The sequence below is a fragment of the Wenyingzhuangia gracilariae genome (assembly GCF_056387575.1).
In genome coordinates this window covers 1,705,365-1,719,960 of record NZ_CM150748.1, presented here as the reverse complement: position 1 = coordinate 1,719,960, position 14,596 = coordinate 1,705,365, and the positions used below count along the sequence as shown (strand labels likewise).

11 protein-coding genes are annotated in these 14,596 nt (G+C 32.1%); 4 read left to right on the top strand and 7 right to left on the bottom strand.

Features of this window, described 5'->3' with window-relative positions:
* Positions 1-38 precede the first annotated feature (38 nt).
* The 4 genes from ACY2IJ_RS07530 to ACY2IJ_RS07515 all read right to left on the bottom strand — a co-directional run bounded on the left by ACY2IJ_RS07530 (position 39) and on the right by ACY2IJ_RS07515 (position 3,355).
* Positions 39-863 carry a thymidylate synthase gene (locus tag ACY2IJ_RS07530; protein ID WP_476723750.1) on the bottom strand — a complete coding sequence of 275 codons (825 nt, stop codon included), beginning with the start codon at positions 861-863 and terminating at the stop codon, positions 39-41.
* 86 nt (positions 864-949) lie between these two features.
* Positions 950-1,582, bottom strand: coding sequence for a bifunctional nuclease family protein (locus ACY2IJ_RS07525; protein WP_476723749.1), 633 nt, complete (start codon positions 1,580-1,582; stop codon positions 950-952).
* A gap of 17 nt (positions 1,583-1,599) precedes the next feature.
* Positions 1,600-2,562 (bottom strand): electron transfer flavoprotein subunit alpha/FixB family protein, encoded by a 963-nt coding sequence (locus tag ACY2IJ_RS07520; RefSeq protein WP_476723748.1) that lies wholly within the window; start codon positions 2,560-2,562, stop codon positions 1,600-1,602.
* A 46-nt stretch (positions 2,563-2,608) separates the two neighbouring features.
* Positions 2,609-3,355, bottom strand: a complete 747-nt coding sequence (locus tag ACY2IJ_RS07515) for an electron transfer flavoprotein subunit beta/FixA family protein (RefSeq protein WP_476723747.1) — start codon at positions 3,353-3,355, stop codon at positions 2,609-2,611.
* A 142-nt stretch (positions 3,356-3,497) separates the two neighbouring features.
* Here ACY2IJ_RS07515 and ACY2IJ_RS07510 point away from each other — a divergent pair, with 142 nt between their 5' ends.
* From ACY2IJ_RS07510 to ACY2IJ_RS07500, 3 genes are all read left to right on the top strand, one after another.
* Positions 3,498-4,478, top strand: coding sequence for a pyruvate dehydrogenase complex E1 component subunit beta (locus tag ACY2IJ_RS07510; RefSeq protein WP_476723746.1), 981 nt, complete (start codon positions 3,498-3,500; stop codon positions 4,476-4,478).
* A gap of 69 nt (positions 4,479-4,547) precedes the next feature.
* A complete protein-coding gene (locus ACY2IJ_RS07505) occupies positions 4,548-7,067 on the top strand; it encodes a DUF5686 family protein (protein ID WP_476723745.1) in 2,520 nt (839 codons plus the stop codon).
* A gap of 63 nt (positions 7,068-7,130) precedes the next feature.
* A complete protein-coding gene (locus tag ACY2IJ_RS07500) occupies positions 7,131-8,045 on the top strand; it encodes a manganese-dependent inorganic pyrophosphatase (protein WP_476723744.1) in 915 nt (304 codons plus the stop codon).
* Positions 8,046-8,111: 66 nt separating this feature from the next.
* On the opposite strand, the gene ACY2IJ_RS07495 is transcribed toward ACY2IJ_RS07500, so the two are convergent.
* Complete coding sequence (locus ACY2IJ_RS07495; RefSeq protein WP_476723743.1) at positions 8,112-8,726, bottom strand: deoxynucleoside kinase; 615 nt, start codon at positions 8,724-8,726, stop codon at positions 8,112-8,114.
* 166 nt (positions 8,727-8,892) lie between these two features.
* On the opposite strand from ACY2IJ_RS07495, the gene ACY2IJ_RS07490 reads away from it, so the two are divergent.
* Positions 8,893-10,386, top strand: coding sequence for a hypothetical protein (locus ACY2IJ_RS07490; RefSeq protein WP_476723742.1), 1,494 nt, complete (start codon positions 8,893-8,895; stop codon positions 10,384-10,386).
* An 8-nt stretch (positions 10,387-10,394) separates the two neighbouring features.
* On the opposite strand, the gene ACY2IJ_RS07485 is transcribed toward ACY2IJ_RS07490, so the two are convergent.
* Both ACY2IJ_RS07485 and ACY2IJ_RS07480 read right to left on the bottom strand, forming a co-directional pair.
* Complete coding sequence (locus tag ACY2IJ_RS07485; RefSeq protein ID WP_476723741.1) at positions 10,395-11,045, bottom strand: hypothetical protein; 651 nt, start codon at positions 11,043-11,045, stop codon at positions 10,395-10,397.
* A 70-nt stretch (positions 11,046-11,115) separates the two neighbouring features.
* Positions 11,116-14,445: a proline dehydrogenase family protein gene (locus ACY2IJ_RS07480; RefSeq protein ID WP_476723740.1), complete on the bottom strand. Its 3,330-nt coding sequence runs from the start codon at positions 14,443-14,445 to the stop codon at positions 11,116-11,118.
* Positions 14,446-14,596: the final 151 nt, after the last annotated feature.

Genomic DNA, 14,596 nt, shown 5'->3' with positions numbered 1-14,596 from the left:
TAGTAGATAAAAATTGAGCTATGTAAGAATATAAAACTTTAAACAGATACTTTTCCTTTAATTGTAGGATGAGGTTCGTAGTTTACCAAAGTAAAGTCTTCATAGGTAAAATCAAAAATATTTTTAATTTCTGGATTTAAAATCATTTTAGGTAATGATTTGGGTTCTCTGGTTAATTGCAAATCTATTTGCTCAAAATGATTGTTGTAAATATGAGCATCTCCAAATGTGTGTACAAAATCTCCAGGTTCTAAACCTGTTACTTGTGCAATCATTAATACTAACAAAGCGTAAGAAGCAATGTTAAAAGGAACACCTAAAAAAGCATCGGCACTACGTTGGTACAATTGACAAGATAATTTTCCGTTTGCTACATAAAATTGGAAAAAAGCATGACAAGGAGGTAGGGCTGCTTTATTGTTGGCTACGTTTTCTGAAAATGAAACAGAGGTGTCTGGCAATACGCTAGGATTCCATGCAGAAATTAACATACGTCGGCTGTTAGGATTTGTTTTGATGGTTTCTATAACCTCAGAAATTTGATCAATTTCTTCGCTGTTCCAATTTCTCCATTGGTGTCCGTACACAGGACCTAAGTTTCCATTTTCATCGGCCCAAGCATCCCATATTTTTACACCATTTTCTTTTAAGTAGTCAATATTAGTATCTCCTTTTAAGAACCAAAGCAATTCGTGAATAATAGATTTTAAATGTAGTTTTTTGGTAGTTACCATCGGAAAACCTTCAGATAAATCAAAGCGCATTTGGTAACCAAAAACACTTTTAGTTCCTGTACCTGTTCTGTCTCCTTTTTGAACTCCGTTTTCTTTAATGTGTTTTATAAAATCTAAATATTGTTTCATGTCTGGGGAATGTAGCGATGCTGTAAATTTAAAAAAAAGTCGATACACTGTATCGACTTTTATATTTTATTAGCTGTTAGGAGTAACTATCTTTTGTTTAGTTCGTCTCTAATGTTGGCAGCCGTTTCGTAGTCTTCTTTAGAAATAGCTATTTGAAGCTTTTTTTCTAAGTCTTGAACAGAATAAGAAGAGTAGTCAATATCTTTGGTTGTACTTTCAGAATTGTTCATTAATTCAGTAAGTTCATCTTCTGGATTTTCAAAAAGATCATCATCTGTTTCTTTTTCGTCTTCTGTAAAATCTTCTTGTTTTAATATAATTCCTGCTTTGTCTAAAATTTCTTGATAAGTATAAATAGGAGCATTAAAACGAATGGCTAGAGCAATAGCATCTGATGTTCTTGCATCAAATGTTTTTTCTTCTCCTTCTTGTATGCAAATCATTTTAGAAAAAAAGACTCCATCTACCAATTTATGAATAATGATTTGTTTTACAATAATACCGTAAGATTCAGCAAAGTTTTTAAATAAATCATGAGTTAGCGGTCTTGGTGGTGTAATTTCACTTTCTAATGCAATAGCAATAGATTGTGCTTCAAAGGCACCAATAACTATAGGGAGTGTTCTTTCTCCTTCTATTTCGTTTAACACCAGGGCATAGGCTCCTGTTTGTGTTTGACTATAGGATATACCGCGTATGTCTAATTGTACTAAACTCATTCTGTCATTTTACGGGTTTAAGCATTTGCTGCTTTAAATGCTTTTAATTTTTCAATCAATTCAGGAACAACTTCAAAAGCATCTCCAACAATACCATAATCAGCAGCTTTAAAGAAAGGAGCTTCTGGGTCTGTGTTGATGACTACTTTGGTTTTAGAGGCATTAACTCCTGCCAAATGTTGGATGGCTCCAGAAATTGCAATGGCAATGTATAGGTTTGCAGCTACGGGTTTACCTGTTTGCCCAACGTGTTCTGCATGAGGTCTCCATCCCATGTCAGATACAGGCTTAGAACAAGCTGTTGCAGCACCTAAAACATCGGCCAAGTCTTCAATTAATTTAAAGTTGGCTGCTTCTTTTAATCCTCTACCTCCTGAAACTACAATGTCGGCATCTGCAATGGCAATTTTACCAGAAGCTTTTTCGACAGAAACGGTTGAAAGGGTTGAGGTCGCTAGTGTAGGTGTAAATTCTTCAATAATACCTTGAGTGTCGTTTGCTACCACGCCAAAAGAATTTTTAGCCAATCCTATCACTTTTACGTCAGCTGTTAATACTGTATTTCCAAATGCTTTGCTAGAAAATGTTTTTCTTTTTACGGTAAAAGGAGCAGTATTACTTGGAGTAGCAACAACGTTAGAAGCGTATCCTGCTTTTAATTGTGCTGCAACAATAGGTGCTAAATATGTTCCGTTAGCATTGTTGCTTAGAACTACTACAGTACTGTTGTTTTGTTGTGTGGCTTGTGCAATAACACTAGCATATATTTTAGCGTTAAATGAGTTGAAAGCCTCGTTTTTTACGGTTAAAATTTTATGAGCTCCGTATGAATTAATTTCTTCGGGATTGTTTGCGTTAATGGTTAGAGCAATTAACTCAGTGTTTAATTGTTCAGCAATTGCTTTGGCATATGAAACAGCTTCAAAAGCTGTTTTCTTATATTTTCCTTCACTTGCTTCGGCGAATACTAATACAGACATAATGTATGTTTTTAGTGGCTCTTTTACAGAGCGTGAGATTTTTAAATTAGATTACTTTTGCTTCGTTATGTAGTAAGTTAATCAATTCATCAACATTACTAGCATCTATCATTTTACAAGCTCCTTTTTCTGCAGGTTTTTCAAAACTACTTACTTGTGTAGTTGCTGTAGCTTCTACAGCAGGAATCACTGTTAATGGTTTTTTACGAGCCATCATAATACCTCTCATATTAGGTATTTTAAGATCTTTTTCTTCTACCAATCCTTTTTGACCTGCAACAACAATAGGTAAGGTAGCCGATAATTTTTCAATACCTCCGTCTATTTCTCTAGAAGCTAGAACCGTATTGTCATTTACTTCTAATTGAATACAAGCATTAATATAATCAATATCTAAAAAAGAGGCAAGCAAACCAGGTACCATAGCCCCGTTGTAATCTATAGATTCCTTTCCTGTTAAAATTAAATCGTAATTTTCTTTTTTACACAGTTCAGCCAATTGTTGTGCTACAAAAAAACCATCGGTTGGTTTAGCATCAATTCTAATGGCATCATCTGCTCCAATAGCCAATGCTTTTCTTAGTGTAGGTTCTGTAGTGGCATCACCTACATTAACTACGGTTACTTTTGCTCCTTGTTTTTCTTGAAACCAAATTGCTCTTGTCAAAGCAAACTCATCGTAAGGATTTATAACAAATTGTACTCCATTTGTATCAAATTCTGTCAAATCACTTGAGAAATTGATTTTAGAAGTAGTATCAGGTACGTGACTTATACAAACTAATATTTTCATATTGAGAAGTTTATCTATTTATATATATTTCTAAATAAGTAGAAGCTAATGTAATTTATTTTTTGTAAATATTTTGTTATAATATTAGAAAATATGGGAGCGTTTTTGTTATTTTTGTGAACGTTTAAATAAAATAGAATACATGAAAACTATACAATTTAGAGAGGCAATTTGCGAAGCTATGAGTGAGGAAATGCGTTCTGATGAGAGCATTTACTTAATTGGAGAAGAAGTTGCTGAATATAATGGAGCTTATAAAGCTTCTAAAGGAATGTTAGATGAGTTTGGTGAAAAACGTGTAATTGATGCACCTATTGCTGAGTTAGGTTTTGGTGGTATTGCCGTTGGATCTACCATGACAGGTAACAGACCAATTGTAGAGTATATGACTTTTAATTTTGCATTAGTTGGAATTGATCAGATTATTAACAATGCAGCTAAAATTAGACAAATGTCTGGTGGGCAATTTAAATGTCCTATTGTATTTAGAGGACCTACTGCTTCTGCAGGACAATTAGGAGCTACACACTCACAGGCTTTTGAAAACTGGTTTGCAAACACGCCAGGATTAAAAGTAGTAGTGCCTTCTAACCCATATGATGCAAAAGGATTGTTAAAAGCGGCTATTAGAGATGATGATCCGGTTATTTTTATGGAGTCTGAGCAAATGTATGGAGACAAAGGTGAAGTACCAGAAGGAGAGTACATTATTCCTTTAGGTGTTGCCGATATTAAAAGAAAGGGTACAGATGTAACAGTAGTTTCTTTTGGTAAAATTATTAAAGAAGCTTACAAAGCAGCTGAGGTTTTAGAAAAAGAAGGAATTTCTATTGAAATTATAGATTTGCGTACTGTTCGTCCTATGGATACCAAAGCTATTTTAGACTCTGTTAAAAAAACAAATCGTTTGGTAATTTTAGAAGAAGCTTGGCCATTTGGTTCTGTAGCTACTGAAATTGCTTATAGAGTTCAAGAACAAGCTTTTGATCATTTAGATGCACCAATCCAAAGAATAAACACAGCAGATACACCAGCAGCTTATTCTCCAGTATTAATGGAAGAATGGTTGCCAAATGCTCAAGATGTAATTGATGCTGTAAAAGCAACATTATATGTTAAGTAACTATTGTTAACATTATAAAACTTTAAAAATTCCTTTCTTTGTTACAGAAAGGAATTTTTTATTTTAAACATGCTAAAACAAACATTTTTATTTCTAACCTTATTTATAACAACTATTGTTTTGGGACAAACCAAAATAAAAGGTGTTGTAGTAGATTCTAATGGAGATCCTTTGCCTTTTGCAAGTGTAGTTTTTAAGAACTCTACAGAAGGAACCATTACCGATGAAGATGGAGATTTTTATTTGTCATCCCCTAAAACATATAAAGAATTACAAGCCAGTTTTGTTGGGTTTGATAAGGTGACTTTACCCATTGAAAAAACAAATCAAACTTTTAAAATTGTATTAAAAGAAAGTGCTAGCGAGTTACAAACAGTTGTTATTTACACAGGACGTGTAAAAAAGAAAGGAAACCCTGCTATTGCATTGTTAGAAAAAGTATGGGCAAAAAAACGTAGCAACGGTTTTAAAATGTTTGAATCATATAATTATAAGAAATATGAGAAAATACAGTTTGATTTAAATAATATAGATTCCACTTTTACACAACAGAAAGTGTTTAAAGGAATGGAGTTTATTTTTAAAGAAATGGATACCTCTAGAGTTTCTGGAAAAAACTTTTTACCTGTATATATTAATGAGTCAGTTTACAATGTATACGGAAAGAATAAAGGAAGAGATGAGTTGCTAAGAGAAGATTTAGTAGCTAATAAAAATTCAGGAATTGGAGCAGGTGCAGGAGTTACTACTTACATAAAAGATTTGTATGTAGATTATAATGTGTATGATGATTACATTCGTTTGTTTGGGAAAAGTTTCGCAAGTCCTGTTGGGAAAGCAGGAGTAAATACCTATAACTATGTATTGTCAGACAGTGCCACTATTGGAGGGAAATGGTGTTACAATATTGTGTATTATCCTATTCGTAAAAATGAATTAACGTTTAAAGGAGACATGTGGATTGCAGATACCACTTTTGCCGTTAAAGACATTAATATGCAGGTGTCTAGAAGTGCCAATTTAAACTGGGTAAAAGAAGTTTATTTGGAACAAGATTTTAAAGTTTTAAATGATTCTACCATTTTGCCAGAAAGAGATTACATGTTGGCAGATTTTAGTTTGCGTAAAAAGAAAACATCTATGGGAGTTTTTGGTAAAAGAACGACTTATTATGATGCTTATACGTTTAACAACACCAAAAAGGATGACTTTTACAAAGTAAAAACAGATATTTTTGAAGATAGTATTTACAATGCTTCTGATGAATATTGGAAAGACAATAGATTAGAAAAATTAGATAAAAACGAACAAGGGGTTTATAGCATGTTAGACACGCTAAAAACCGTTCCTAAATTTAAACGGATTTACAATTTGGGAGTTATTTTGGCTACGGGGTATATAGAATTTGATAATTTTGACTATGGGCCTGTGTTTTCAACGTTTGATTTTAATGATGTTGAAGGGGTTAGAGTTAGAGTAGGAGGAAGAACCTATTTTGGAATTAATGATATGTGGAGGCTGCAAGGGTATACTGCCTATGGTTTTGGTGATAATAGATTTAAGTATGGGGTTTCTTACAAATATATGTTTGATAAGAAAAAAAGACTGATTTTTGGAGCAGGTAGAAGAGATGATGTTGAGCAAACAGGAGCAGGATTAACGGTGAGTAATGATGTTTTAGGAAGGAGTTTTGCAACATCAGGATTGTTCTCTAGCGGAGCTTCTAACTTGTTAACCGATATTCAATTGTCTAATGTGTTTTTTAGCGCAGAACCTGTAGATAATATCAACTTTGAACTAAGTTTTGTAAACAGACATTTAAAATCTGCTTCTACAGCTTTTAGCATGGCTTATGTAGATGATTCTGGAAATATAAAAAACAAAACCAATGAGACCGAAGTTGGCTTTGCTATAAAATATACTCCTAAAAGAAAATTATTTGGGAATGGGGTAGAGCGTAAAGAAGTAAACGATAATTATCCTGTATTTTATCTAAGTTATGCCAACGGTTTGGGAGGGTTCTTAGGTAGTGATTTTGATTATCACAAACTTCAAATGTACTATAAGCAACCATTTTATTTAGGAATGTTTGGTAGAACTGTAACTACAGTAGAGGTGGGTAAAACGTTTGGAAAAGCTTCTTTAGGTTTGTTAAATGTGGTGCCAGGAAACCAATCTTTTTTTAACATCCAAAATACTTTTGGATTGTTAAATTATTATGAGTTTGTAACAGATACCTATGCTTCTATGCATTTTGAGCATAATTTTAATGGAAGAATTTTTGGTAAAATTCCATTTTTAAGAAAATTAAATTTAAGAGAGGTTATTGGGATTAAAGGAATATATGGAAGTATATCTCAAGACAATGTAACCATGAATGCTCCGGCATTAAACTCTTTACCTTCTTTGCAAGGAATTAATATCAATACCCAAACGGTAGCACCTAGTGAGGTGTATTATGAATACAATGCTGCTATTGCTAATATTTTTAAATTATTTAGAGTAGATTTCTTTTGGAGAGGTAGTTATTTAGACCGACCAGGAGCGAATAAATTTGGAGTTAAAGGTTCTTTTGGATTTACTTTTTAACTTTATTTGTATTTTTACCCACAAAAAATAAAAACTTTCTTAGAAAACTATAAAAATAGAATCATGGCATTAAAAATTTTTGGACACAGATCTCCAGATACAGACGCAACAGCATCGGCAATTGTTTGGGCATGGTATTTAAGCCAACAAGGAATTGAAGCAACACCTTATGTGTTAGGAACTCCCAATACCGAAGCACTTTTTGTTTTAAAACACTGGGGTTTTGAGGTACCAGAAATACTAACATCTGTGTCGGCAGAAGATGAAGTTGTTATTGTAGATACAAACAATCCAGAAGAGTTGTTTGAAAACATTAATGAAACAGGAGTGGTTCAAATTATAGATCATCATAAGTTGGTAGGAGGTATTCAAACTGCAGGTCCTATAGATATTACAATAAAACCATTAGCATCTACAGCATCGGTCATGTATTTAATGATGGGAGTTGATGAGGTTTCTGATTTGCCAAACGAAATTGCAGGATTGATGCTTTCTTGTATTATTTCTGATACCTTAGAGTTCCGTAGCCCAACAACTACAGAAGATGATAAGGCAATGGCTCAGCATTTGGCACATAAGTTAGAAATAGATATTAATGAGTATGCAACAAAAATGTTTGAAGCAAAATCAGATATATCTGCTTTTTCTGATGAGGAATTAATCAAAATGGATAGTAAAAAATATGAAGCAAATGGGAGTAAATATCGTGTTTCGGTATTAGAAACCACTGCTCCAAATATAGTTTTAGATAGAAAAACAACTATTTTAACTGCCATGGAACAAATAAAAACTGCAGAAGGTTTAGATGATGTTTTGTTGTTTGTAGTTGATATTTTAAAGGAAGAGGCAACGTTGTTTGTTCCTAACAGTACAGTAAAAACAATTGCAGAAACTAAATTTAACGCAACTGTTACTGGAGATTTAGTTGTGTTACCAGGTGTAGTATCTCGTAAAAAACAAATTATACCTGTATTGTAAAGTATAATTTTAACTTATAAGTATAAAAAAACTCAGCCAAGTGGCTGAGTTTTTTGTTTTAATAGGTTAAAATAACCCATGTACTTGTGCATCAATTTTGTCTATAATACTACCTAAATCTTCTGGATTGCTTACATAATCCAAATCATCAATATTAATAATTAGTTTTTTTCCTTTGTTGTAGGTACTAATCCAAGCTTCGTAACGTTCGTTTAATCTGCTTAAATAATCAATGTTAATAGAGCTTTCGTATTCACGACCACGTTTGTGAATTTGTCCTACCAACGTTTTAATATCGGCTCTTAAATACACTAGCAAATCTGGTGGAGTTACTAAATTCTCCATCAACTCAAACAGTTTGCTGTAGTTCTGAAAATCTCTGTTGGTTAGTAAACCCATTGCGTGTAGGTTAGGAGCAAATATTTTAGCATCCTCATAAATAGTTCTGTCTTGAATTATATTTTTACCACTTTGTTGAATTTTTAATATTTGTTCAAAACGACTGTTTAAAAAATACACCTGTAAGTTAAAAGACCAGCGTTCCATTTCGTTGTAAAAATCATCTAAATAAGGATTTTCATCTACGCTTTCAAAGTGTGCATCCCACTTATAATGTTTGGCTAAAAGTTCTGTTAATGTGGTTTTTCCAGCTCCAATATTACCGGCAATAGCTATGTGCATAGGATTAAAAATTTGAACTCTAAAAATAGTTAATTTTCGTGAATACCAATTGCATATAAAACGAACTTCATAAAAAACATGTTTCTTTTCTGTTTTTTGATTGACGTAGAGCAATTTAGTTCTTAAATTAATTAGCTACTTTAGTTTGTAACAGTAGGTTTAGTGTATGAAAAAAACGAAAAGAATTTTAGGGGTGTTGGCAGGTGTTTTTATCTTGTTGTATGGAGCGCAAATAGGTGCAAATTATTGGTTAAATACTAAAGTTAAAGAGCTTGTTAAGCAACAAAAAAATAAGACCATTGCTTATAGTGAGTTAAATTACAACTTGTTTTTTAACGAGTTTACAGTTCAGGATGTTAAGGTGAGTAGCCAAAAAAAAAATAAGTATCATGTTAGTGCTGCTTTAATTGCTTTGGATGGGTTTTCTTTGTTTGATTTTGTTATTAAGAAAGAACTTTCTTTTTCTCAATTATTATTAAAAAATCCTAAAGTTAATTTTGTTAAGGATACAGACAATAAAACATCAAAAAAAGGGATTAATATAAATAAGTTGTTGCCTGTTTTTATAGCTAAAATTAGGATAGAGAAGGGGAATTTATGTTTTAAAAATCAGCAAAAAACAACATCGGGTGTGTTGAATTTAGTTGTAAAAGATTTTACGCTGAATAAAGAAACCTTGAAGAATAAAATTCCGTTTGAGTTTAACAAATCAACTTATAATATCACCAATTTTTACACAGATTTATCTGATTTGGAATTGTTGAAGTTTAAAGAGTTAAGCGGAATTGATGGAAGTGTGATTGTTGATGAATTGTATATAAAATCCAAATATTCTAAGGTTGAATTGTCTAAAAAACTTAAAGAGGAAAAAGAACATTTAGATTTGTTTTTTAAACAAGTAAAATTAGACGGTTTTACTGTTGCAGAATTTAATCAACAACAAAAAATAAGTGCTAGTAACGTTCAGTTACTTAGTCCGGAACTTAAGTTTTTTAGAGACAAACGCGTAGCTGATAATACAATTGTAAAACCATTGTACAGTACATCTATTCTAAAATTAAAAACTATTTTAGATTTTCCTGTTATTGAAATTAAAAATGGACTGGTGATTTATGAAATGCTGATGGATGATGGCGATGAAATAGGTGCTTTGGTTTTTGATAAAGTTGATGGTGTTTTAAATGTGTCTAGTCAGAAAGGGAAAGAAAAATTAAAATTAGAAGCTAGCTCCATGTTTATGGAAAAATCTCCTTTTACGTTAACCATAAATTTTACAGATATTTATCATGATAATTTTACTAGCAAAGGGGTTTTAAAAGATTTTAAAACAGAGAGTATAAATCCCTTTTTATACAGAGTGTTAAATACGGAGTTAAAAGGTGAAATTGATGAATTGTATTTTATCATTAGCGGGAATAATACGCATGCTACAGGTGATGTTAAAATGAAATATGATAATTTAAAACTACGTGTAAACAAGTACAATATTCTTAAAAAAACCGTACACGCGTTGGGGAATTTAGTCTTAAAAAACAGCTCTAACAAAGAACCGCAACAATTTAGAAAAGGAGCTATTGAAGAGGAAAGAGTGATGACAAAATCTTTGTTTAACTTTTTATGGATAAGTTTAAGAACAGGAATCTTAGATGTAGTTTCTTAAATAATGGATTAATCTAATGCTTGTTTAAAAATCGTTTGATTTTTTAAATAATACAATGTATTGTTTTGTACCTCAAAAGCAATAATGTCATCAGGAACGTTTGCAATTTTAGATTTATTGTTATACAGTACTTGGTTATAAATGTTGTATTTATTAAGCATAGAGATGGAAGGTAACATGTTTTTTAAAGAAGAAAAATTAATCTTTTGTGCCACATAATTATAAACCTCTAATTGATGGTTTGTGTTTACGGTAATAGCTCTATTTAAATCTCCTTTAAGTTGAATGATTTTTGAAGTAATAGGAATGGAACTAACTTCTGTTTTTTGAATTTTTAGATTGTAAAGACTTAGTAATTTATCAATGTTATTGTAGATCCAAACTTTATTCTCGGCAGCACTTGCTATTAAAGTAGTTCCTATAGGTACATTGTAGGCTGCAATAAAATTTAATTGATTGTCTAAAGAGATTACTTTGTTAAAAAGCTTGTAAAAAAGTAAAACTTGTAACGGATTGCTAATGTCAATTACATCAGGAGTACCGTATTTAATGTTTATATAATTGTTTTTTAAACTGCTTTTGTGAAGTACATCATTTTGTAAATAATAGTAGTTTTCATAAATATCTACACCTATAAAATCATCTACGTTTTTTACCAATGCATTTTGACAAAAGCAATTTAAAGAACAACAGAATACAAAAATCCAACATTTCATATTCAAATATAACTTAATAAATTTTAGGTTTCTCGTTAGGATTATATTCAATTCCCATTAAGTTTCCGTATCTGTGGTAATTGTGAGAGTAACTTTGCTCTATTAAGTAATTTAACAGTTCTATACGACCGCTATTTCTAGGTTCATCTTTGTAAACGTGTATTGCATTTTGATGACATCTAATTAAAAAGTGATCTGATAAAGTTCCTAAAGCTCTTACGCAAGTAAAATCTTTAGGATGATGTTTTAAAGCATTTCCACAAGTGTCTTTAATTAACGGAATGTTTAAAAATTCAGCAATGTATTCTACTTTATCAATGTGTTTTTGTGGGGTATGTACATCATAGAGTAATAAAATTTCTTTATAAGGAGTATAGCTACAAATATTGTATTGACCACGTAGGTTTACATAATCTATTTTTTTACTAAACAATTCATTATGCCATTTTTTGTAATCCTCTTTCCAGTCGGTAGCTTTAGATCTAATGTTGGTAAACTGCAACACATAATTAATTCCACCTGCTTTCATTCCAAAACCAAAACAAGAAGCTTTAATTCCCCCAAAAGGTTGTCTTTGTACAATTGCTCCTGTGGTAGATCTGTTTACGTATTTGTTTCCGGCTTCTATATGCTCATTCCAATAATTCACTTCATTATCATCCAAAGATTCAATCCCAGCAGTCAATCCATAATCTACATTGTTAGCAATTTCTACAGCCTCTTTTAAGTTGCTGGCTTTTAATACCGATACAATAGGTCCAAACAACTCATTTTGATAAGAGTAATCATCTGTAGTAACATCCCAAACAATACCTGGCGATAACATATGGTTTCCATTCAATCGGGGTTTTACCAACCACTGATGATCTGGAATATTTTGAATCACATGTTTTAGTTTTTCGGAAATAGGTGTGGCTAAAGGGCCAATTTCTGTAGCAAACTCCCAAGGATTTCCAAATACTTTACTGGTAGCAGCATCTTTTAACAAGGCTTTAAACTCTTTGTCATTAAAAACATCTTCCGTTAAAATTAATAGTGATGTAGCAGAACATTTTTGACCTGCATTTCCAAAAGCAGATTGTACAATGTTAATGCATGCTTGTTCTTTATCGGCCAAGCTTGTAACAATGGTACTGTTTTTACCCCCTGTTTCTGCGTACAAATTCAATTGCGGATTTCTTTCTAATAAAAAGTGAGCAGTTTCTGTTCCACCAGTTAAAATTACAGCATCAAAAATATTACCTGTACTTAAAAAATCGTCTAAGATAGATTCTTCACAAGGCAAAAAATACAAGGCATCTTTAGGAACACCAGCTTTCCATAAACATTTAGAAACCAAATAAGCACAAGCAGATGCGTTTGTAGATGGTTTTAAAATAACTTTTTTACCTGCAGCTAAAGATGCCAATGCACCTCCAATAGGAATGGCAATAGGAAAATTCCAAGGAGATAACACTAGGTTGATTCCTTCATCATCGCTCGTAAATTCTTTGGCAATTTCTAAACTACTATGTGCGTAAAAGTTTGCAAAGTCAATTGCTTCAGAAACTTCTACATCTACTTCTTTAATTGTTTTTCCTAATTCTGCTACGGCAACACCAATTAGTTCCGCTCTACTTTTTTCAATTTCTATAGCTGCTTTTTTAAGCAAATTGGCTCTTTCTTCTACAGAGTAATTTTGCCATTCAGAGGGAGTATCAATCGCTTTCTGATAATCTTCTTTCACGGCCATTTCATAATCCCAAGGTGGAGTACCCGACCAGTTGTTAACTTTTACGGTATATCTATCATTAGTATCTAAAACTCCTACTACAGGAATGGTGGTTCCAATTATATTTTCTGGGGTTTTCCAGTCCTGTTTAATTTGTTGAGCCCATGCAATGTTTTGTGGTAAATTCCAATCGGTATTTGGTACGTTATGAAATCCTTGCATTATGATTTCTGGGACGGGTTGGTTTCTGTCTTGTTGTCTGTTAGGTTTGTTTTCTAAGGAGTCCATTAAAGAAATGGAGGTTAAAAACTCATTCTTTAACATTTCCCATTTTTTAGATCCTACCTTTAGATCGTATCCTTCTTTTAAAAAATTCCCAGGCTGTGTACCTTCATCCAGTCGTCTTACCAAATAAGCAATGGCAGCGTTGTATTGATTTTCTTTTACAGTTGGAGTGTATAATAACAAATGAACTTTTTCTGCCAATAAATTAGAAACAGTTTGGTTAGCCATACCCTCTAGCATTTCAAAATCTACACAATCTTCTAATTGATTTTCTTTGACCAATTGAAGTGCATAAGAAATGTCAAAAATATTGTGAGATGCTACTCCTACATTTACAACTCTGGCAGATTGTGGAGTTAACATTTCTGATAATATTTTTTTGTAATTGGCATCTGTTTCTGGTTTGGTGCTATAGGTTGCCAAAGGCCAGTCTTCTATAGAAGATTCGGTCATTTCCATTTCCATATTAGCACCTTTCACCAATCTTACTTTTACAGAAGACCCTCCGTTGTTTACACGTTCATTAGCCCACTTGTACAATCTTCTGTAGTAGTGAATCATTTCTGGAATGTAAGCCTGTAATACAATTCCGGCTCTAATGTTTTTGTATTCGGGTAAAGACAAAGTTTTGATAAAGACATCAAAAGTAATTTCTAAATCTTTGTATTCCTCCATGTCTAAGTTCACAAATTTTTGAACCCCTGTTTCTTTTTCAATTTTTAAAATTTCATCATAAAACATGGCCAATCTTGTCGATAATTTATCCACAGTATCTTCATGAGCAAGAGATGAAATTTGAGAAAAAATGGTGGAAATTTTAATGGAAATATAGTTAACATCCTTACGGTTTAGTAAGGTTAAATATCCTAAAATCCTTTTTTGAGCTTCGTCTTCTCCAATTAAGGCTTCACCAATTAAATTTACATTAAGGGTAATGTTTTGTTCTTTTCTTTTTAAGATGTGTTTGTTAAACTTACTACTATTGATGAAAAAAACAACATCACTAGAGGTAGCCTGAATTTTTTTAAGCATAATGGCTACACTAATAGATGGAATTACTTTCCCTACAAACATAAAACTTTTAAGAAGTAGATTTTCTGTGGTGGTAAAAAGGGGGTGGTAATTTTTATGAGTCTTTAACAAATGAATTACATAATCTGCTACTTTTTTGTAGTTTTTAGACCTAAAAGCAACATCCATCATTTGTATTAAAAAATGTTTGGACTCAGGAATTTCAATAATGGTTTTTAATCGATCCGCAAAAGGATTGCTTTCTTGAGCTTTATTAGAATTTTTAGTTTCTAATTTTTCTGCTAATTGTAATATCTCTGATGTGTGTGTTTTCATAGGCTGCATATTACCAATTATTGAATTTTTATTTGTTGATAGAAAACAACTTAAGAAAAATTTTAATCAACTTTGGCTGTTACAGCGTAAAATATGGCAAAATAAAAAGCCTGCTATTATATAGCAGGCTTTGATGTGTTTTTAAAAGGTA

Bases quoted from the DNA above. Each gene is read 5' to 3' on its own strand.
- ACY2IJ_RS07530 (WP_476723750.1), bottom strand. From the start codon at position 863: ATGAAACAATATTTAGATTTTATAAAACACATTAAAGAAAACGGAGTT.
- ACY2IJ_RS07525 (WP_476723749.1), bottom strand. From the start codon at position 1,582: ATGAGTTTAGTACAATTAGACATACGCGGTATATCCTATAGTCAAACA.
- ACY2IJ_RS07520 (WP_476723748.1), bottom strand. From the start codon at position 2,562: ATGTCTGTATTAGTATTCGCCGAAGCAAGTGAAGGAAAATATAAGAAA.
- ACY2IJ_RS07515 (WP_476723747.1), bottom strand. From the start codon at position 3,355: ATGAAAATATTAGTTTGTATAAGTCACGTACCTGATACTACTTCTAAA.
- ACY2IJ_RS07510 (WP_476723746.1), top strand. From the start codon at position 3,498: ATGAAAACTATACAATTTAGAGAGGCAATTTGCGAAGCTATGAGTGAG.
- ACY2IJ_RS07505 (WP_476723745.1), top strand. From the start codon at position 4,548: ATGCTAAAACAAACATTTTTATTTCTAACCTTATTTATAACAACTATT.
- ACY2IJ_RS07500 (WP_476723744.1), top strand. From the start codon at position 7,131: ATGGCATTAAAAATTTTTGGACACAGATCTCCAGATACAGACGCAACA.
- ACY2IJ_RS07495 (WP_476723743.1), bottom strand. From the start codon at position 8,726: ATGCACATAGCTATTGCCGGTAATATTGGAGCTGGAAAAACCACATTA.
- ACY2IJ_RS07490 (WP_476723742.1), top strand. From the start codon at position 8,893: ATGAAAAAAACGAAAAGAATTTTAGGGGTGTTGGCAGGTGTTTTTATC.
- ACY2IJ_RS07480 (WP_476723740.1), bottom strand. From the start codon at position 14,445: ATGAAAACACACACATCAGAGATATTACAATTAGCAGAAAAATTAGAA.